The 18,358-nt window shown below is 69.8% G+C and carries 17 protein-coding genes; 15 read left to right on the top strand and 2 right to left on the bottom strand.

Features of this window, described 5'->3' with window-relative positions; translation table 11 throughout:
- Positions 1-770: 770 nt before the first annotated feature.
- The 6 genes from H489_RS29370 (at position 771) to pdxT (ending at position 6,149) form a co-directional block, all read left to right on the top strand.
- Positions 771-1,004, top strand: coding sequence for a hypothetical protein (locus H489_RS29370; protein ID WP_140448051.1), 234 nt, complete (start codon positions 771-773; stop codon positions 1,002-1,004).
- A 250-nt stretch (positions 1,005-1,254) separates the two neighbouring features.
- Complete coding sequence (locus tag H489_RS29365; RefSeq protein ID WP_017887364.1) at positions 1,255-1,797, top strand: adenine phosphoribosyltransferase; 543 nt, start codon at positions 1,255-1,257, stop codon at positions 1,795-1,797.
- Between the two features lie 94 nt (positions 1,798-1,891).
- Positions 1,892-3,913, top strand: coding sequence for a threonine--tRNA ligase (thrS, locus tag H489_RS29360; RefSeq protein WP_017887363.1), 2,022 nt, complete (start codon positions 1,892-1,894; stop codon positions 3,911-3,913).
- On the top strand, positions 3,913-4,614 hold the full coding sequence (locus H489_RS0119140; RefSeq protein ID WP_017887362.1) for an HIT family protein: 702 nt from the start codon (positions 3,913-3,915) through the stop codon (positions 4,612-4,614). The genes thrS and H489_RS0119140 overlap by 1 nt, the downstream gene beginning before the upstream one ends.
- 13 nt (positions 4,615-4,627) lie before the next feature.
- Complete coding sequence (gene pdxS, locus H489_RS29355) at positions 4,628-5,548, top strand: pyridoxal 5'-phosphate synthase lyase subunit PdxS (RefSeq protein WP_017887361.1); 921 nt, start codon at positions 4,628-4,630, stop codon at positions 5,546-5,548.
- Positions 5,538-6,149 carry a pyridoxal 5'-phosphate synthase glutaminase subunit PdxT gene (pdxT, locus tag H489_RS29350; RefSeq protein WP_017887360.1) on the top strand — a complete coding sequence of 204 codons (612 nt, stop codon included), beginning with the start codon at positions 5,538-5,540 and terminating at the stop codon, positions 6,147-6,149. Before pdxS ends, pdxT begins: the two co-directional genes overlap by 11 nt.
- 80 nt (positions 6,150-6,229) lie before the next feature.
- On the opposite strand, the gene H489_RS29345 is transcribed toward pdxT, so the two are convergent.
- Positions 6,230-7,687: a tetratricopeptide repeat protein gene (locus tag H489_RS29345; RefSeq protein WP_017887359.1), complete on the bottom strand. Its 1,458-nt coding sequence runs from the start codon at positions 7,685-7,687 to the stop codon at positions 6,230-6,232.
- Positions 7,687-9,003, bottom strand: coding sequence for an AAA family ATPase (locus H489_RS29340; RefSeq protein WP_017887358.1), 1,317 nt, complete (start codon positions 9,001-9,003; stop codon positions 7,687-7,689). The genes H489_RS29345 and H489_RS29340 overlap by 1 nt, the downstream gene beginning before the upstream one ends.
- A 166-nt stretch (positions 9,004-9,169) precedes the next feature.
- Between H489_RS29340 and H489_RS29335 the strand changes: the two genes are divergently transcribed.
- From H489_RS29335 to H489_RS29295, 9 genes are all read left to right on the top strand, one after another.
- Positions 9,170-9,937, top strand: coding sequence for a YebC/PmpR family DNA-binding transcriptional regulator (locus H489_RS29335; protein WP_017887357.1), 768 nt, complete (start codon positions 9,170-9,172; stop codon positions 9,935-9,937).
- A 2-nt stretch (positions 9,938-9,939) separates the two neighbouring features.
- Entirely contained in the window at positions 9,940-10,587 is a 648-nt protein-coding gene (gene ruvC, locus H489_RS29330; protein WP_017887356.1) for a crossover junction endodeoxyribonuclease RuvC, read from the top strand.
- Positions 10,584-11,204 carry a Holliday junction branch migration protein RuvA gene (gene ruvA / locus H489_RS29325; protein WP_017887355.1) on the top strand — a complete coding sequence of 207 codons (621 nt, stop codon included), beginning with the start codon at positions 10,584-10,586 and terminating at the stop codon, positions 11,202-11,204. The genes ruvC and ruvA overlap by 4 nt, the downstream gene beginning before the upstream one ends.
- The gene (ruvB, locus tag H489_RS29320) at positions 11,201-12,244 is read left to right on the top strand and encodes a Holliday junction branch migration DNA helicase RuvB (protein WP_017887354.1); all 1,044 of its coding nucleotides are present in this window, start codon (positions 11,201-11,203) and stop codon (positions 12,242-12,244) included. The genes ruvA and ruvB overlap by 4 nt, the downstream gene beginning before the upstream one ends.
- A gap of 90 nt (positions 12,245-12,334) precedes the next feature.
- A complete protein-coding gene (locus tag H489_RS29315) occupies positions 12,335-12,721 on the top strand; it encodes a preprotein translocase subunit YajC (protein WP_017887353.1) in 387 nt (128 codons plus the stop codon).
- A 91-nt stretch (positions 12,722-12,812) separates the two neighbouring features.
- Positions 12,813-14,564: a protein translocase subunit SecD gene (secD, locus tag H489_RS29310; RefSeq protein ID WP_017887352.1), complete on the top strand. Its 1,752-nt coding sequence runs from the start codon at positions 12,813-12,815 to the stop codon at positions 14,562-14,564.
- Positions 14,564-15,568 (top strand): protein translocase subunit SecF, encoded by a 1,005-nt coding sequence (gene secF / locus H489_RS29305; RefSeq protein WP_017887351.1) that lies wholly within the window; start codon positions 14,564-14,566, stop codon positions 15,566-15,568. Before secD ends, secF begins: the two co-directional genes overlap by 1 nt.
- A complete protein-coding gene (locus H489_RS29300) occupies positions 15,568-15,915 on the top strand; it encodes a rhodanese-like domain-containing protein (RefSeq protein WP_017887350.1) in 348 nt (115 codons plus the stop codon). Before secF ends, H489_RS29300 begins: the two co-directional genes overlap by 1 nt.
- A 69-nt stretch (positions 15,916-15,984) precedes the next feature.
- On the top strand, positions 15,985-18,309 hold the full coding sequence (locus tag H489_RS29295) for a RelA/SpoT family protein (RefSeq protein ID WP_017887349.1): 2,325 nt from the start codon (positions 15,985-15,987) through the stop codon (positions 18,307-18,309).
- The last annotated feature ends 49 nt before the right edge of the window (positions 18,310-18,358 follow it).

Genomic DNA, 18,358 nt, shown 5'->3' with positions numbered 1-18,358 from the left:
GGTACCGGGCCTCCGGCGTGCACCGTGCGTGCTCCGTGCGTGCTCCGTCACCCGGTGCGAGGTTGCCCGCACCGTGCAGGCCTGCGATCCCGCACCGAGCACGCAGGCTGCCACCGGTCCGCCGACAGCGCACGGTGCAGCCGGCAGGCCCGGCGCCGGTGCACGACGGGAACTCTGCACGCAGCTGGCGAGTCGGCGCGAGAACACGAACCTCGCACCGTGATCGGCCTGTTCGGGAATGCAATTCCAGACGTTTTCCGACAAAGGGGTTGCGCTCCGATTTGCGGTGCCGATAGTGTTCACTCGTCGCGAACGGTCGAACATTCGACCCGGACGAATCCACCAGCTCGAGACCGAAAGGGGGCCGACCATGATGATCGCAACGACCACTCCGTTCCGCGGAATCCGTGGACGCGTCGGTTCCCCGTCCCGCGTCCGCTGACCCGGAGCGTCCCACTCTCCTGACATCTGTGCCTCAGGGCACCCTGCGCTGAGCCGATCTGGCTCGTGCAGCACCGGTTCGTTCGTCCGCCGAACGGCTCGACGGCACGTCGGTGCGTCCCGTCCGATCTGTACGGACGACGCCGGAAGAATGTCGGTGGGCAGTGCGACGCTCTCGGTGTCGACGCGCATTCCGCGATCGTTGTCCGTACATTTCCGGACCATCCCGGAGTGCATTCTCACGCATTCAATTCTCACTGCCCGCGATCCGGGCGGTTTCGTCATGCCCGACACCCGGGCAGCTCTGCCATGCCCTGAAGGGGATCACCGTGTCCACGAAGACCACCACCCGTCCACCCGATACCCGCGCGGTGCGCCGCCGGGTCTCACTCGCCGACCGCATCGCACTCCGCGTCGGGATGTCGCTCATCATCTGGAGCCGACGCACCCGCAAGGAGCGGCCCGAGATCGACCTCGCCACGCTGGCCCGCCTCGAGCGGGAACGCCGACAGCGCGAGACCGACTGGATCACCCAGGGCGCCGCGATGCGGATGTGGCGCTGACCGCAGGCGCTGTCGCCAGCACTGTCGTCGGCACTGTCGTCGGCCTCACGCACGCACGGTGCGTCCTTCCGGAGCCCGTGCGGCCTGAACGGCTCGGTGCGAGGAAACAACCTCGCACCGAGCCACCTTCGGTGAACCGTCCGACGGAACCCGCACGGTGCAGCGAACGGTGGGGCCCGCACGAGGCGACCAGCCTCGCACCGTGCGCCGACGTGTCGGACGCAGCCCGGGCCTCCCGTACCGTTGGCGGGTGACCGAAACCGCAGCTGCACTCGTCGAACGCCTCACCGCCCTCGTGCCGGACTTCCCGAAGCCGGGGGTGCTGTTCCGCGACGTGACGCCGGTGTTCTCGGACGCCGTCGCCTTCGGTCGGGTGTGTGAAGCACTCGCGGCACCGTTCGCGGTCGGGGCCGGCTTCGACGCCGTCGCCGGCATCGAGGCCCGTGGCTTCGCACTGGCCGGGGGCATCGCCGCCCAGCACCAGGTCGGTGTGCTCACGGTGCGCAAGGCGGGCAAGCTCCCCGGCGAGGTCCTGAGCGAGCAGTACGCGCTCGAGTACGGCGAGGCCGAACTCGAACTGCGACCGGGTCAGCTGCCCGCAGGCACGCGGGTGCTCGTCGTCGACGACGTCCTGGCCACCGGGGGGACCGGAGCCGCGACCATCACGCTGCTCGAGCGCGCCGGCTACCAGGCGATCGGCTTCGCAGCGCTGCTCGAGCTCGACGGCCTGAACGGACGCGAGCGCCTCGAGCCGCGGCTGCCCGTCGCGACGCTCGGCGCCGTCCCGGCCTGAGCGCCGACGGCCGAGCAGCGCCCGCGGCCGTCCGCACGCGAGCACGTCTCGCACTAGTCTTGACGCACCATTTCGATCGAGGAGTCCCATCATCGTGACCGAGTCAGTCGCACCCGCGCCCGCCGAGCTTCCCCAGGCACCCGAGCCCCGGACCGCGACGACGACCACGACCGGCACCGAGCTCTTCGACGGTGCGCGCGGCATCGTCGCCATCCGCGTCGACGGCGTCCTGAAGGACCTCGCGGCGGACGTGCAGGCCGGTGAGACCGCTGAGCCCGTCACCCTGCAGGAGCAGGACGGGCTCGACATCCTCCGCCACTCGGCCGCCCACGTGCTGGCGCAGGCCGTGCAGCAGATCAACCCGGACGCCAAGCTCGGCATCGGTCCGCCCGTCACCGACGGCTTCTACTACGACTTCGACGTCGCCGAGCCGTTCACCCCCGAAGACCTCAAGGCGATCGAGAAGGGCATGGACCGCATCGTCAAGCAGGCCCAGCGCTTCCGTCGCGTCGTCGTCACCGACGAGCAGGCACGCGAGCTGATGGCGGGGGAGCCGTACAAGCAGGAGCTCATCGGCCTCAAGGGCGCAGCGAGCGACGGCGACTCCGGCGAGAGCGTCGAGGTCGGTGCCGGCGAGCTGACGGTGTACGAGAACGTCGACCCGAAGTCGGGCGAGGTGCTGTGGCAGGACCTCTGCCGCGGCCCGCACGTCCCGCACACCCGTTGGATCGGCAACGCCGCGAAGCTCATGCGCGTCGCCGCTGCCTACTGGCGTGGCTCCGAGAAGAACCCGCAGCTGCAGCGCATCTACGGCACCGCCTGGCCCGACAAGGACCAGCTCAAGGCGTACCTGGTGCGCCTCGAAGAAGCCGCCAAGCGTGACCACCGCAAGCTCGGCGCCGAACTCGACCTGTTCTCGTTCCCCGACGAGATCGGTTCCGGCCTGGCGATCTTCCACCCGAAGGGCGGCATCATCCGCCGCGAGATGGAGGACTACTCGCGCCGTCGGCACGAGGAGAACGGCTACTCGTTCGTCTACACGCCCCACATCACCAAGGGCGACCTGTTCGAGACCTCCGGGCACCTCGGCTGGTACAAGGACGGCATGTTCCCGGCCATGCACATGGACGAGGCACGCGACGAGGACGGCAACGTCACCCGCCAGGGCGCCGACTACTACCTCAAGCCGATGAACTGCCCGATGCACATCCTGGCCTACCGGTCGCAGCCCCGCTCCTACCGCGACCTGCCGCTCCGGATGTTCGAGTTCGGCACGGTGTACCGCAACGAGAAGTCCGGCGTCATCCACGGCCTCACCCGCGTGCGCGGCCTGACCCAGGACGACGCGCACATCTTCACCACGCAGGAGAAGATGAAGGAGGAGCTGACCACGACCCTCGCGTTCGTGCTCTCGCTCCTGCGCGACTACGGCCTCGACGACTTCTACCTCGAGCTCTCCACGAAGGACCCGGACAAGTACGTCGGTGACGACGAGGTCTGGGACGTCGCGACGGAGACCCTGCGCCAGGTCGCCGAGGAGTCCGGGCTCGAGCTCGTGCCGGACCCGGCGGGTGCGGCGTTCTACGGCCCGAAGATCTCCGTGCAGGCGCGTGACGCCATCGGTCGCACCTGGCAGATGTCGACCGTGCAGCTGGACTTCAACCTGCCCGAGCGGTTCGGCATCGACTACACCGCCGCCGACGGCTCGCGCCAGCGTCCGGTGATGATCCACCGCGCGCTGTTCGGTTCGATCGAGCGCTTCTTCGGTGTCCTCACCGAGCACTACGCGGGTGCGTTCCCGGCGTGGCTGTCGCCCGTCCAGGTCGTCGGCATCCCGGTCGCGGCCGAGTACGGCGACTACCTCGACGAGGTCATCGCGAAGCTCCGCACGCACGGCGTCCGCGCCGAGGTCGACCACTCGGACGACCGCATGCAGAAGAAGATCCGCACGCACACCAAGGCGAAGGTGCCGTTCCAGCTCATCGCCGGTGGCGACGACCGCGACGCCGGCGCCGTCAGCTTCCGCTTCCGCGACGGTCGCCAGGACAACGCGGTGCCCGTCGACGAGGCCGTGGACCGCATCCTCACCGCGATCCGCGAGCGCTCGCAGGTCTGATGACGGACCAGCGGGACCAGTCGGATCTGCCGGGAGGCCCGGATCGCCTCGCGGGGACCGGTCACGTCGACGACGTGGCCGGCTCCTCGGGCCCGCTCGGTTCCGGTGCCGCGGGTTCCGGTGCCGCGGGTTCCGGGTCCGACGACGATCCGCTCGTCATCCGGGACGCCGCGACCGGCGCGGCCGTCCCTGACGCCTTCCAGCGGCTGTGGAACCCGCACCGGATGGCGTACATCGACGCCGGCCGCGAGGGCCGGGGTCGCGGGCACGACGACGACTGCCCGTTCTGCGAAGCACCACGGAAGTCCGACGAGGACGCCCTGATCGTCGCCCGGGGTGAGCACGCCTACGTGCTGCTCAACCTGTTCCCGTACAACAACGGGCACCTGCTGGTCTGCCCGTACCGGCACGTCCCGCTCTACGACGAGGCGACGCCGGACGAACTGCGCGAGATCGGCGAGCTGACCCAGACCGCGATGCGGGTCCTGCGCGAGGTCTCGCACTGCGACGGCTTCAACATCGGCATGAACCAGGGCGAGGTCGCCGGCGCCGGGGTGGCCGCACACCTGCACCAGCACATCGTTCCGCGGTGGCAGTCCGACGCGAACTTCTTCCCGATCATCGCCCGGACGAAGTCGATTTCGCAGATGCTCGGCGAGACCCGTCGACTCGTCGCCGACGGGTGGCCCGGGGCGCACTAGACTGGTCGGCATCATGAGCGACAGCACCAGCACCTCCGGCACCCCTGGCACCTCGATCACCGGCTCCGACCGCGTCAAGCGCGGCCTGGCCGAGATGCTCAAGGGCGGCGTGATCATGGACGTCGTCGACGCCGAGCAGGCCCGCATCGCGGAAGAAGCCGGTGCGACCGCAGTCATGGCCCTCGAGCGCGTCCCCGCGGACATCCGCGCGCAGGGCGGCGTCGCCCGCATGTCCGACCCCTCGATGATCGAGGAGATCATCGCCGCGGTGTCGATCCCCGTCATGGCGAAGGCCCGCATCGGCCACTTCGTCGAGGCGCAGGTGCTGCAGGAGCTCGGCGTCGACTACATCGACGAGTCCGAGGTGCTGTCCCCGGCCGACTACGTCAACCACATCGACAAGTGGAAGTTCACCACCCCCTTCGTCTGTGGTGCCACCAACCTGGGCGAAGCGCTCCGCCGCATCACCGAGGGCGCAGCCATGATCCGCTCCAAGGGCGAGGCCGGCACGGGTGACGTGTCCGAGGCCACCAAGCACATCCGCACCATCACCAAGGAGATCGCGGCGCTCCGCAACCTGCGCGACGACGAGCTCTACGTCGCCGCCAAGGAGCTCCAGGCCCCGATCGACGTCGTGCAGGAAGTCGCCCGCACCGGCAAGCTCCCCGTCGTCCTGTTCACCGCCGGTGGTGTCGCCACCCCGGCCGACGCCGCGATGATGATGCAGCTCGGCGCCGACGGCGTGTTCGTCGGTTCCGGCATCTTCAAGTCCGGCGACCCGGCGGCCCGTGCCGCTGCGATCGTCAAGGCCACGACCTTCCACGACGACCCGAAGGTCATCGCCGAGGTCTCCCGAGGTCTGGGCGAGGCGATGGTCGGCATCAACGTCGCCGACGTCCCCGCACCGCACCGCCTCGCCGAGCGTGGCTGGTAGTCCGACGAGCGGTGCTCGGCCCCGCGTCGGGGTCCTGGCGCTGCAGGGTGACTTCCGGGAGCACATCGCCTCGCTGACCGAGCTCGGCGCCGACGTGGTGCCACTCCGTCGTCCGGAGGAGATCGAGACCCTCGACGGTGTCGTGATCCCCGGCGGCGAGTCGAGCGTGATGGACAAGCTGTCCCGCGCCTTCGGGGTCGCCGAGCCCCTCGCCGACGCGATCCGTGCCGGGCTTCCCACCTACGGCACCTGCGCCGGGATGATCATGCTGTCGTCGCGGATCACCGACGGCATCAGCGGGCAGCAGACGCTCGACGTGCTCGACACCACGGTGCGGCGCAACGCATTCGGTGCGCAGAACGACTCGTTCGAGATCGACATCCCGATGCCTGACCTGGGCGAGGCACCGGTGCACGCGGTGTTCATCCGCGCCCCGGTGGTCGAGCAGCGCGGTGACGACGTCCACGTCCTCGGCGCCCTGCCGGACGGCCAGGTCGTCGCGGTGCAGCAGGGCAACGTCATCGCGAGTGCGTTCCACCCCGAGGTCGCTGGCGAGGACCGCTTCCACCGCCGGTTCCTGGACCTGGTCCGCACCGCCTGACCGCGGGGCACGGCGACGTCGGAGCACGGCGACGCCGAGCACCGACCACGGAGCACCGAGCGAAGAACCCTGCCCGTCGGTCAGACGACGCCGAGTGCCGTCGCGACCTGCAGGCCGACGGCGCCCACCGCCCCGGTGGCGAACACGCCCGCGAGCACGGCATCCACCACGGCCCGCGGTCGGCGTCGTCCGTCGTCCGCGCGCAGGAGCTCCGCCGAGTACCGGAACACGAACACCCGCGCGGCGAGCAGGAGCGGTACCGACCAGGCTGCCCAGGTGGCGACGGACGGCGCCGACAGTGCGACGTGGAGCCAGGCGGCGAGGGCGGCCAGGCCCCCGAGGAGCGCTCCGGTCCGGTCGCTGTCGTCTTCTCTGCGGCGTCCCCGTTCGGCGACCGGTCCGGCCCACAGCCCCGATCGCTCCTGCGTCCGCCGCAGGGCGATCGTGATCGCGCTCCGCGCGGCCGACTCGAGCAGGAGGGCGACGGCGAGGACCGCGACGAGCCCGGCGGCAGCGTCGCCGTCCGGTGGCACGATCCCGGCGAGCAGCACCACCGCGACGGCGGTGCCGACGATCCACGTGACGGCCGTCAGCACGAGGACGACCGGGACGAGCGGGATGCGGCGCACGGTCCGGCGGAGGAGGCCGCGGGGGAACGCCACGAACGAGCCCACCTCGACCACCAGCACCCAGAGGGCCCCGACTCCGGTCACGCCCCAGCCGAGCGTCTTCGTCACGACGTTCGCGCCGCCGCCCCCCGCGACGTGGGCGCCGAGGACCGAGGCGAGCAGCAGCCAGGTGACGACCGCCACCGGGATGGACACGAGGTTCCAGACCCCGTGGTCCACGCGGCGGAGGGCCTCCCACGACCTCGGGTGCTGCGCGAGCACCTGCGCCGCGTTGGCGACCCGCCCCGGCGCAGACAGCACCGATCCCGCCGCGAGCATCACCCACTCGTCGTTCGGATCGAGTTCGAGGGCGCGATCCAGTGCAGCGGTCGCCCGCGCCCGGTAGGTCTCGTCCGTCCAGGCCAGGGCACGGTAACAACCGGCGGCGTCAGCGAGGAGAACGGCGTCGTGCGGGGCCAGTTCGAGTGCCCGGTCGAGGGCGGCCGCGGCCCGCGGCACGTCGGCGAGGGGCCAGATCTGCTCCTCGGTGATGGTGCGCTTGGCCCGTGACCACCGGGTGTACGCGAAGGCCCAGAGCAGGTGCGCCTGCGCCCAGTCGGGGCTGCGTTCGAGCAGGCGGTCGGCGGCGCGCTTGGCCTCGACCCGCTCCTTGGTCTCGAGGAGTGCGTTGATCCGGGTCCACATCGCGCCGGCGTGCTCGGGGTCGATCGCCAGCGCGCGTTCCGCCGCGACCCGGCTGGACGCATGGTCGTGCCGCGCCCGTTCGGCTCGGGCGAGGCTCGCCCAGAGCCGCACGTCGTCCGGTGCGTCGGCGACCGCCGCCGTGAGCACCGTCCTGGCCTCGTCGGGACGCCCGAACCCGAGCAGGGCGTCCGCGCGTTCGACGACGACGTCGACGGCGTCCACCATCAGAGCTCGCGCTCCTCGCGCAACCACTCGGCCATGTCGTCGTACTCGCCGCTGCTGTTCGAGTACTCGGCCACGTTCCGGGCGGCCTGCACCCAGGGGCCGATGGAGGGCTTGACCTCCTTGAGGGCGTCGCGCAGGTCGGGCATCCGCACCGGTCGCACGGCACCGGACCGGATCGAGTCGGTCATCGCCTTCTCGGCAGCGGTCGTGACGAGGTGCTCGAGGTCGGCGCCGGAGAACCCACGGGTCCGTCGGACGAGGTCCTGGAGGTCGATGCCCTCGATCGGGCGCTTCTGCAGGTGTCCTCGGAGGATCGCCTCGCGGGCGTCCTGGTCCGGTGGGCGGACCAGGACCATCCGGTCGAACCGGCCGGGGCGCTTCAGCGCGGCGTCGACGTCCCACGGGTGGTTCGTCGCGGCGAGCACGTAGACGCCGTCGTTCTGCGAGTCGACGCCGTCCATCTCGACGAGGAGCTGGTTCACCACGTTCCGGAACGACGACGACGTGTTGCCGCTGCGCTTCCCGCCGATCGCGTCCATCTCGTCGAAGAACAGCACCGCGGGGGCGTGGCGCCGTGCCTCACGGAAGACGCGGTGCACGTTCTTCTCGCTCTCGCCGATGAACTTGTCGAGCACGTCCGTCAGCGTCACGGACAGGAAGTGCGCACCGAGCTCGCCGGCGATCGCGCGGGCCAGGAACGTCTTGCCGCACCCGGGCGGCCCGTACAGGAGCAGGCCCCCGCGGAGCTGCTTGCCGAACGCGGCCGCGATCTCCGGGTGCGCCATCGGCTGCAGGAAGGACTCGTCGATCCGGCGCTTCACGGCCTCGAGTCCACCGACGTCGGCGAGTCGGACGGTCTCGCGCCGGACCTCGACCACGGGGTCGGCGTCCTCGGGCACGGCTACGACCGTCTCGCCGTCCTCGGTCACCGCCCGCTCGAGGAACGGCGCTTCGGTCGGGTCGGCGATCGACCGCTCCAGCGCCGACCAGTCGATCCCGTCGCCGTGCGTCGGCGTCGCCGGGGCCGCCGTCGGCTCGCCGCTGCCGTCCTCGCCCCCGCCGTCCTCGCCGCTCCCGTCCTCGCCGGGGCTCTCCTGACCGACAACTGGTGAGGCCGCGGCGGCGAGGGCGGACGCCCGCACGATCCCGGCGGCCTGCTCGTCGTCCGGTGCCTGCTGCAGCACGGTGCCCGCCTGCTCGATCGCCTCGCCGTGCCGCCCGGCGTCGGCGAGCAGTTCGGCGTACCGCAGGCGCAGCGCGCGGTCCTCGGGCAGCGCGGTGACGGCCGCGGCGAGTGCGGACAACGGATCGGTCATGCGTCCCCCTGGTGGTTCGTTCCCTGCCGGACCATCGTAGGGCGGTGGACGCGACCGCCCACCGGATCCGCGCCGGCATGACGGAGCCGCGCCGCGCCTCCAGGCCGGTGGACGGCCCGTGGGCCGCTAAACTGAGCGGGACTTTCCGCAATACGCAAGGAGAACCGTGTCCGGGCATTCCAAGTGGGCAACGACCAAGCACAAGAAGGCCGTCATCGACCAGCGCCGTGCCAAGTCGTTCGCCAAGCTGATCAAGAACATCGAGGTCGCCGCGAAGATGGGCGGTGCCGACATGTCCGGCAACCCGACCCTGGTCGACGCCGTGCAGAAGGCGAAGAAGACCTCGGTCCCCAACGACAACATCGACCGCGCCGTCAAGCGCGGTGCGGGTCTCACGGGCGAGACCATCGAGTACACGACGATCATGTACGAGGGCTACGGCCCGAACGGCGTCGCGATGCTGATCGAGTGCCTCACGGACAACAAGAACCGTGCGGCGGCCGAGGTCCGGACCGCGATGTCGCGCAACGGCGGCACCATGGCCGACCCGGGCAGCGTCGCCTACAACTTCTCGCGCAAGGGAGTCATCTCGGTCACGAAGACCGACGGCCTGGACGAGGACACCGTGATGACCGCGGTGCTGGACGCCGGTGTCGAGGACGTCATCGACCAGGGCGGTGGCTTCGAGATCATCACCGAGGCGAGCGACCTGGTCGCAGCCCGCACGGCGCTGCAGGACGCCGGGATCGACTACGACTCCGCCGACGCCGAGTTCGTGCCCGGGCTGAAGGTCCCGGTCGACGCCGAGACCGCCCGCAAGGTGTTCCGTCTGATCGACGCGCTCGAGGACTCGGACGACGTGCAGAACGTCTACTCGAACTTCGACATCCCCGCGGACGTCCAGGCCGAGCTCGACGAGGACGAGGGCGAGTAGCCGTGCTCCGTGTGCTCGGGGTGGACCCCGGGCTCACCCGGTGCGGCGTCGGCGTCGTCGAGGTCGCACCGAACCGGCGCGCACGACTCGTCCACGTGACGGTCGTGCGCACCCCGCCGGACATGCCGCTCGAGCAGCGGCTGCTCCGGATCGCGGACGGCATCGCCGCCGAGATCGACGAGCACCACCCCGACGCGGTCGCGGTCGAGCGGGTGTTCGCGCAGGCGAACGTCCGCACGGTGATGGGCACCGCGCAGGCGGCCGGCCTGGCGCTGCACGCCGCGGCGGCCCGCGGCCTGCCCGTCGGGCTGCACACCCCGTCCGAGGTCAAGGCCGCCGTCACCGGCTACGGCAACGCCGACAAGCGGCAGGTCCAGACGATGATCGCGCGCGTGCTCGGACTCGACGAGGCCCCGAAGCCGGCCGACGCCGCCGATGCGCTCGCGTTGGCCGTGTGCCATGCCTGGAGGCTCGGATCACCCGACGCCGCCGGCTCGCGTGCCACGAACCTCACCCCGGCACAGCGTGCATGGCGGGACGCCCAGGGCGGCACCACCGACTCGCCGCTCGCCCGCGCGGCCGCAGCCGCGGCCCGCCCGCAGCGTGGCAGGTCCGCGTCGTCGGTGGGCGGCCCTAGGCTCGGAGCATGATCGCGAGTCTCCGGGGCACCTGCATCGACATCGCCGGCTCGGCCGTGGTGGTCGAGGTCGGGGGAGTCGGGTACGCCGTCACCGTGACACCTGCGCACGCACTGACCATGCGCCACGGGTCCGAGGTGTTCGTGCGGACCGCGATGATCGTGCGCGAAGACGAGCACCTGCTCTTCGGCTTCGAGTCGACCGACGCGTTGCAGGTGTTCGACCTGCTCCGCGGGGTGTCCGGCGTCGGCCCGAAGTCCGCGATGGGCGTCCTGGCCCACATGGACCCGGCGCAGATCGCGAACGCCGTCGCGAACGAGGACGACGGCGCGTTCCGCAAGGTCTCCGGCATCGGCCCGAAGACCGCCAAGCTCATCATCGTCGCGCTCTCCGGCAAGCTCGTGGCCTTCGAACAGGCCGCCGTCGTCGCCGCGGCGCGAGGGACCGCAGTGCACCCCGCAGCGGTCGACGTCGTCTCGGCGCTCATCGGCCTCGGCTGGCGTGAAGACGCTGCACAGGCCGCCGTCGACGACGCCGTCGCCAACGAGCCAGGCGCCGCCGCGATGGGCACCCAGGCGCTGCTCCGCGCCGCACTCGGCGCCCTGCGACCCGCGGCAGCCGGCCGATGAGCGGCATCACGTCCGCCGGTGCCGAGTCGCAGGAGGAACTCGCGTTCGAAGGCGCGCTCCGTCCGCGCTCGCTCGACGAGTTCGTCGGGCAGCGCAAGGTCCGCGGGCAACTCGACCTGCTCCTCAAGGCCGCCGGCATGCAGGAGCGCACGCCCGACCACATCCTGATGGCGGGTCCTCCCGGCCTCGGCAAGACCACGCTCGCGATGATCGTCGCGCACGAGACGGGGCGCCCGCTGCGGATGTCGAGCGGCCCGGCGATCCAGCACGCCGGTGACCTGGCGGCCGTGCTCTCGTCGCTCGTCCCCGGCGAGGTCCTGTTCATCGACGAGATTCACCGGATGGCCCGCTCGGCAGAAGAGATGCTCTACCTGGCGATGGAGGACTTCCGCATCGACGTGATGGTGGGCAAGGGCGCGGGTGCCACGAGCATCCCGCTCGACCTCGCGCCCTTCACGCTCGTCGGGGCCACCACCCGGGCCGGCCTGCTGCCGAACCCGCTGCGGGACCGCTTCGGGTTCACCGCCCACCTGGAGTTCTACGAGAAGGACGAGCTCGAACAGGTCCTGATCCGCGCGGCGCACCTGCTCGAGCTCGACATCGACCGGACCGCCCTGCGCGAGATCGCCGGGCGTTCCCGCGGCACCCCGCGCATCGCGAACCGCCTGCTCCGGCGGGTGCGCGACTACGCGCTCGTGCACCGCACCACCGACGGCATGGCGGCGGTCCAGGGCGCCCTCGACCTGTACGACGTCGACGAACTCGGGCTCGACCGGCTCGACCGCGCCGTGGTCGAGACCATGCTGACCCGGTTCGACGGCGGACCGGTCGGTCTGAACACCCTCGCCGTCTCCGTCGGCGAGGAGTCCGAGACGATCGAGTCGGTCGTCGAACCGTTCCTGGTCCGGGTCGGTCTCGTGACCCGCACGCCCCGTGGGCGCATCGCCACACCACGTGCCTGGCGGCACCTCGGCCTCACCCCGGGGCAGGCCGACGGCGGGCAGCCGGGGCTCTTCGACGACCCGGACACCGACGACTGAACGCCGATCAGTCGAGTGACATGCCACGGACACCGGCGTGCCCTAGACTGCTACGGCCCGAAACCGAGCAACCAGAGAAGGCAACGCATCATGGGTCAAGAAGTCATCCTCATCGTCATCGTCGTGGCGTTCGCAGCCTTCATGTTCTACAACAGCCGCAAGCGCAAGAAGCAGCAGGCCGAGCTCGTGGACAAGATGGTCCCCGGCGCCAAGGTCATGCTGTCCTTCGGCCTGTACGGCACGCTCCTCTCCGTGAACGAGGAGAAGGTCACCGCTGACGTCGAGATCGCACCGGGGACCATCGTCACCGTGCACCGTCAGACCCTGTCGCGCGTCGTCGACGACAACGCTTCCGACGTCGAGACCACCACGACCACCGAGGACGAGCCGAAGCCCGTGGCCGAACTCAACGGTGAGCCGGTCTACGGCGAGCGTGCCGACGAGACCGACGCCACGAAGCGCAAGTCCGACGACTGACGCCCTCGGCCGCCGGGTCGTCTGATCCGGCGGCTTCCTCTTGCCGTCGCACGGTGTGCCGACGGTCCTGAACAGAAAGACGAGACGACCGGTGGCACGATCGACACCCGTCAAGAAGGCGCTGCGCTCGCTCACCTGGTTGGTGATCCTGATGGCGATCCTCGCCGGCCTGAACACCGCCGCGTCGATCCTCGCCGGCTCTTCGAAGGACGACACCGACAAGTGGTACCAGGGCGCGAGCTGGGTACCCGAGCTGGCTCTGGACCTGCAGGGCGGCACGCAGCTGACCCTCGCGGCGCAGAACACCGAGGGCGACTCCGTCACCTCGCAGCAGCTGCAGCAGGCGGTGAACATCATCCGCCAGCGCATCGACGCCACCGGTGTCTCCGAGTCAGAGATCAACACGCAGGGCGCGAACAACATCGTCGTCTCGATCCCGGGTCGCCCCGACAAGGCCACCATCGACCGCATCGAGGCCGCGGCCAAGCTGACGTTCCGGCCCGTCCTGTACACCGAGGCTGCGACCAACTCCGCTGTCGGTGACGACGGCAAGGGCACCGCATCGCCGACGCCGTACTCGCCGCCCGCCTCGCTCGCGGCGACGCCCAGCGCGAAGCCCACGAACGCGAGCGACCTGAACTGGGTCACGCCGAAGCTGCAGGACCTGTACACCAACTACAACTGCGCAGCACCGGGCGACGTCACCACCGCGCCCGACGACGAGCCCCTGGTCACCTGCGACCAGGACGGCGCCGGCAAGTACATCCTCGGCCCGGTCGAGGTGTCCGGCGCCGACATCAGCAACGCCACCTCGGGGCTCGCCACCGACTCGCAGGGCACGTCGACCGGCCAGTGGGCCGTCAACCTGACCTTCAACGGTGAGGGCTCGAAGGACTTCCGCACGGTCACCAACCGTCTCGTCTCGCTCCAGCAGCCGCAGAACCAGTTCGCGATCGTGCTCGACGGTTCGGTCATCACCGCACCGACGACGAACTCCGCGATCACGAACGGCAAGGCGCAGATCAGCGGCAACTTCACCGCCGAGTCCGCCAAGACCCTCGCCGACCAGCTCAAGTACGGTGCGCTGCCGATCAACTTCCAGGTGCAGTCGAACGAGAACATCTCGGCGACACTCGGTACCGCGCAGCTCATCGGTGGCCTCGTCGCCGGTCTGATCGGCCTGATCCTCGTGATCATCTACTCCGTGATCCAGTACCGCGCCCTGGCGTTCGTCACCGTGCTGTCGCTCGGGATCGCCGCCGTGATCACGTACCTCGTGATCGCGATCATGTCGTGGCGCGTCGACTACCGCCTGTCGTTGGCAGGTGTGGCGGGCCTGATCGTCGCGATCGGCATCACGGCGGACTCGTTCATCGTCTACTTCGAGCGCATCCGTGACGAACTCCGTGACGGCCGTGCCCTCGAGAGCGCGGTCGAGTCCGGCTGGAAGCGCGCGCTGCGCACGATCCTGGCGTCCGACGCGGTGAACTTCCTCGCCGCCGTCACCCTGTACGTGCTCGCGGTCGCCGACGTGAAGGGCTTCGCGTTCACGCTGCTGCTCACGACCCTCATCGACATCGTGGTGGTCGCACTCTTCACCCACCCGATGATGCAGCTCATCGCCCGGACCCGGTTCTTCGGGGACGGCCACCGGTTCAGCGGGCTCGACCCGGCAGCACTCGGTGCCGTCTACCGGGGGCGTGCGCAGTTCCGCGCACCCGTCGTGGACGGCAAGCGCCAGCGCAGTGCCGGTGAGGCGCAGCGCCGACAGACGATCGCGGAGCGGAAGGCCCAGCAGGCCTCCGGCGACAACGGCTCGACGCCGGACGGGAAGGACGACTGATGGCCAGCTTCAGCCAGTTCGGCAGCGACCTCTACACGGGGAAGCGGTCGTACGACATCATCGGGCGCCGGAAGACCTGGTACCTCATCGCCCTGGCGATGATCGTGATCTCGCTCGTCACGCCGTGGCTGCGTGGCGGGTACCAGCTCGGCATCGAGTTCACCGGCGGCTCGGAGTTCACGATCTCCGACGTCAAGTCGCTCGACCAGAGCATCGCGACCGACACGGTCGAGAGCGTCGTCGCCGACACCATCCCTCGTGTCTCGCAGCTCGGCACGCACGGCATCCGCGTGCAGACCGGGCAGCTCACCGACGCCCAGACGACCGACGTGCAGGACGCCCTGGCCAAGGCCTACGACGTCCCGGAGCGCCAGGTCGCCGCGACCTTCATCGGCGCGACGTGGGGTGCCGACGTCCTCGCGCAGGCCATCCGTGGTCTGGTGATCTTCCTGGCCCTCGCCGCGGTCTTCATGACGCTGTACTTCCGCACCTGGAAGATGTCACTCTCTGCGATGGCGGCGCTGGTGCACGACCTGCTCATCACGGCGGGCGTGTACGGCATCGTCGGGCTCGAGGTCACGCCCGCGGCGGTGATCGGCTTCCTGACGATCCTCGGGTACTCGCTCTACGACACCGTGGTGGTCTTCGACAAGGTGCGCGAGAACACCGCGCAGGAGTCGATCCGCACCTTCAAGCAGTCGGTCAACCTCGCGGTCAACCAGACGCTCGTCCGATCGATCAACACCTCGGTCGTGGCACTGCTGCCGGTGGCGGCGATCCTCTTCATCGGGTCGTACGTGCTCGGCGCCGGCACCCTGCGTGACATCTCGCTCGCACTGTTCATCGGCATCATCGTCGGCACCTACTCGACGATCTTCATCGCGTCGCCGATGTACGCGCAGCTGCGCGAGAACGAGCCGAAGATCAAGGAGTCCGACGCCAAGAAGACCGCGGCGGCCGAGAAGCGCCGGCGCGAGGTCGACGCGGCAGAGGCGAACGCCTGATGCCCATCGAGATCCAGCAGATCGACGTCGCCGAGGCCCAGCGCCGCATCGACGCCGGGGCCCGGCTCTACGACGTGCGTGAGCAGGGGGAGTGGGACGAGGTCCACGCTCCGCAGGCCACGCTCGTGCCGATGTCCGAGTTCGTGGACCGCTGGCAGGAGATCGACGGCGGCGACCAGCCGGCCATCATCGTCTGCCACTCCGGCGGCCGGTCCTCGCGCATCGTCGCGGCGCTCGAGCAGTCGGGTGTCCCGGCCGTCAACCTGTCCGGCGGCATGCTCGCCTGGGAGCAGGCGGGGGCACCGGTGGAGCGCGACGCCCAGGGCGAACCTCGTCACGGGCACTGACCGGGGACGCGTAGTCTTGTCGGATCGAGCTCGGATCGAGCTCTCGGACCGAGTCCTGGGAGGCGCATCATGACGGACACCCGCGAAGAGCCGTCCGCGCCGAGCCGCCCGGGCTCCGCCCCGCAGCCCGCGAGCCCGATCGGTCCGAACACCACCGGCAACCTCGGTTCCCTCCGCTCACTGCTGCCACGCCTGTTCTCGCGCGCGCAGCCGGCCGGTGCGGTGGACACCCTGATCCGCACGGTCCGGTCGCACCACCCCAAGGCCGACGTGACCCTCATCGAGCGCGCCTACTCGGTCGCCGAGCGCGCGCACGACGGGCAGAAGCGCAAGTCCGGTGAGCCGTACATCACGCACCCCGTCGCGGTCGCGCAGATCCTGGCCGACCTCGGCATCGGGACGATCACCATCGCTGCAGCGCTCCTGCACGACACCGTCGAGGACACCGACTACCAGCTCGACCAGCTGCGGGTGGACTTCGGCGACGAGATCGCGATGCTCGTCGACGGCGTCACCAAGCTCGACAAGGTCAAGTACGGCGACAGCGCACAGGCCGAGACCGTCCGCAAGATGGTCATCGCGATGTCGAAGGACATCCGAGTCCTCGTCATCAAGCTCGCCGACCGCCTGCACAACGCCCGCACCTGGGGCTTCGTCGAGTCCGCGTCTGCCACGCGCAAGGCGAAGGAGACGCTCGAGATCTACGCGCCCCTCGCGCACCGGCTCGGCATCCAGATGATCAAGCTCGAGCTCGAGGACCTGTCGTTCGCGGTCCTGCACCCGAAGCTCTACGTCGAGATCGACAGCCTGGTCAAGGAACGCCAACCGAAGCGCGAGCAGTTCGTCCAGAACGTCATCGGCACCCTCAAGAAGGACCTGAAGGCCGCCAAGGTCCGCGGTGACGTGATGGGTCGGCCGAAGCAGTACTACTCGATCTACCAGAAGATGATCGTGCGGGGTCGTGAGTTCGACGAGATCTACGACCTCGTCGGCATCCGCGTCCTCGTGCCCACCGTCCGCGACTGTTACGCCATGCTCGGCTCGGTGCACGCGCGGTGGACCCCGCTGCCCGGTCGCTTCAAGGACTACATCGCGACCCCCAAGTTCAACCTGTACCAGTCGCTGCACACCACGGTGCTCGGACCACAGGGCCGTGCGGTCGAGATCCAGATCCGCACGCACGAGATGCACCAGCGTGCCGAGTTCGGTGTCGCCGCCCACTGGAAGTACAAGCAGCGCGCTGCCGGCCGTGACGCCGGCACCTCGTCCACGACGGACGACCAGGACATGGCGTGGCTCGCCCACATCACCGACTGGCAGGCAGAGACCAGCGATCCGGGCGAGTTCCTCGATTCGCTCCGGTACGAGATCGGCGCCAAGGAGACGTACGTCTTCACGCCGCAGGGCAAGGTCATCGGTCTGCCCGCCGGAGCCACCCCGGTCGACTTCGCCTACGCCGTCCACACCGAGATCGGCCACCGCACGATGGGTGCGAAGGTCAACGGTCGCCTGGTCCCGCTCGAGAGCCAGCTCTCCAGCGGTGACGTGGTCGAGATCTTCACGTCGAAGAACCCCGACTCCGGCCCCTCGCAGGACTGGCTGCAGTTCGTCCGCAGCCCCCGCGCGCGCAACAAGATCAAGCAGTGGTTCACCAAGGAGCGCCGCGAAGAGGCGATCGAGCAGGGCCGCGACGCCATCGCGCGTGCGATGCGCAAGCAGAACCTGCCGCTCCAGCGCATCATGAGCCAGGACAGCATCGCCGAGGTCGCCTCGTCGATGCGCTACGAGGACGTCTCCGCGCTGTACGCCGCCATCGGCGAGGGCCACGTCTCGACCCAGTCGGTGATCGAGAAGGTCCTCGGGAACGTCCAGACCGAGACCGAGGCCGACGAACCCGAACTCGCGTTCCCCCGCCAGGTCACCAGTCGCCAGCTGCGCACCAGCGACAGCGGCGTGCTGGTCCGCGGGGCGCCCGACATCCTCGTCAAGCTCGCGAAGTGCTGCACCCCGGTGCCGGGCGACCAGATCGTGGGCTTCATCACCCGTGGCCAGGGCGTCTCCGTGCACCAGTCGTCGTGCACCAACGTGAAGTCGCTCATGAATGAGCCCGACCGGATGATCGAGGTCGAGTGGGCCCCGTCGTCGAAGTCGGTGTTCCTGGTGCAGATCCAGATCGAGGCGCTCGATCGGTCTGGCCTGCTCAGCGACGTCACCCGAGTGCTGACGGATCACCACGTGAACATACTGTCCGCGACGGTGTCGACCTCGTCCGACCGCCTGGCGCTCAGCCGGTTCGTGTTCGAGATGGGGGACACCATCCACCTCGACCGTGTGCTCAACGCAGTGCGTCGCATCGACGCCGTCTACGACGTCTACCGCGTCAGCGCCGGCTAGTACCGGAGCAGGGCCCCGCGCCTCCCGGTCCGTTTCTCGGTCGGTCACG

The sequence above is a fragment of the Curtobacterium flaccumfaciens UCD-AKU genome (genome assembly GCF_000349565.1).
Classification (GTDB): domain Bacteria; phylum Actinomycetota; class Actinomycetes; order Actinomycetales; family Microbacteriaceae; genus Curtobacterium; species Curtobacterium poinsettiae.
The sequence above is the reverse complement of the archived record's forward strand: the minus strand, read 5'-3'. Positions and strand labels throughout refer to the sequence as shown.

Excerpts from the sequence above, each read along its gene's own strand:
- H489_RS0119140 (WP_017887362.1), top strand. The coding sequence starts at position 3,913 with ATGACGGACCAGCGGGACCAGTCGGATCTGCCGGGAGGCCCGGATCGC.
- pdxS (WP_017887361.1), top strand. The coding sequence starts at position 4,628 with ATGAGCGACAGCACCAGCACCTCCGGCACCCCTGGCACCTCGATCACC.
- H489_RS29345 (WP_017887359.1), bottom strand. The coding sequence starts at position 7,687 with ATGGTGGACGCCGTCGACGTCGTCGTCGAACGCGCGGACGCCCTGCTC.
- H489_RS29340 (WP_017887358.1), bottom strand. The coding sequence starts at position 9,003 with ATGACCGATCCGTTGTCCGCACTCGCCGCGGCCGTCACCGCGCTGCCC.
- ruvA (WP_017887355.1), top strand. The coding sequence starts at position 10,584 with ATGATCGCGAGTCTCCGGGGCACCTGCATCGACATCGCCGGCTCGGCC.
- ruvB (WP_017887354.1), top strand. The coding sequence starts at position 11,201 with ATGAGCGGCATCACGTCCGCCGGTGCCGAGTCGCAGGAGGAACTCGCG.
- H489_RS29315 (WP_017887353.1), top strand. The coding sequence starts at position 12,335 with ATGGGTCAAGAAGTCATCCTCATCGTCATCGTCGTGGCGTTCGCAGCC.
- secF (WP_017887351.1), top strand. The coding sequence starts at position 14,564 with ATGGCCAGCTTCAGCCAGTTCGGCAGCGACCTCTACACGGGGAAGCGG.
- H489_RS29300 (WP_017887350.1), top strand. The coding sequence starts at position 15,568 with ATGCCCATCGAGATCCAGCAGATCGACGTCGCCGAGGCCCAGCGCCGC.
- H489_RS29295 (WP_017887349.1), top strand. The coding sequence starts at position 15,985 with ATGACGGACACCCGCGAAGAGCCGTCCGCGCCGAGCCGCCCGGGCTCC.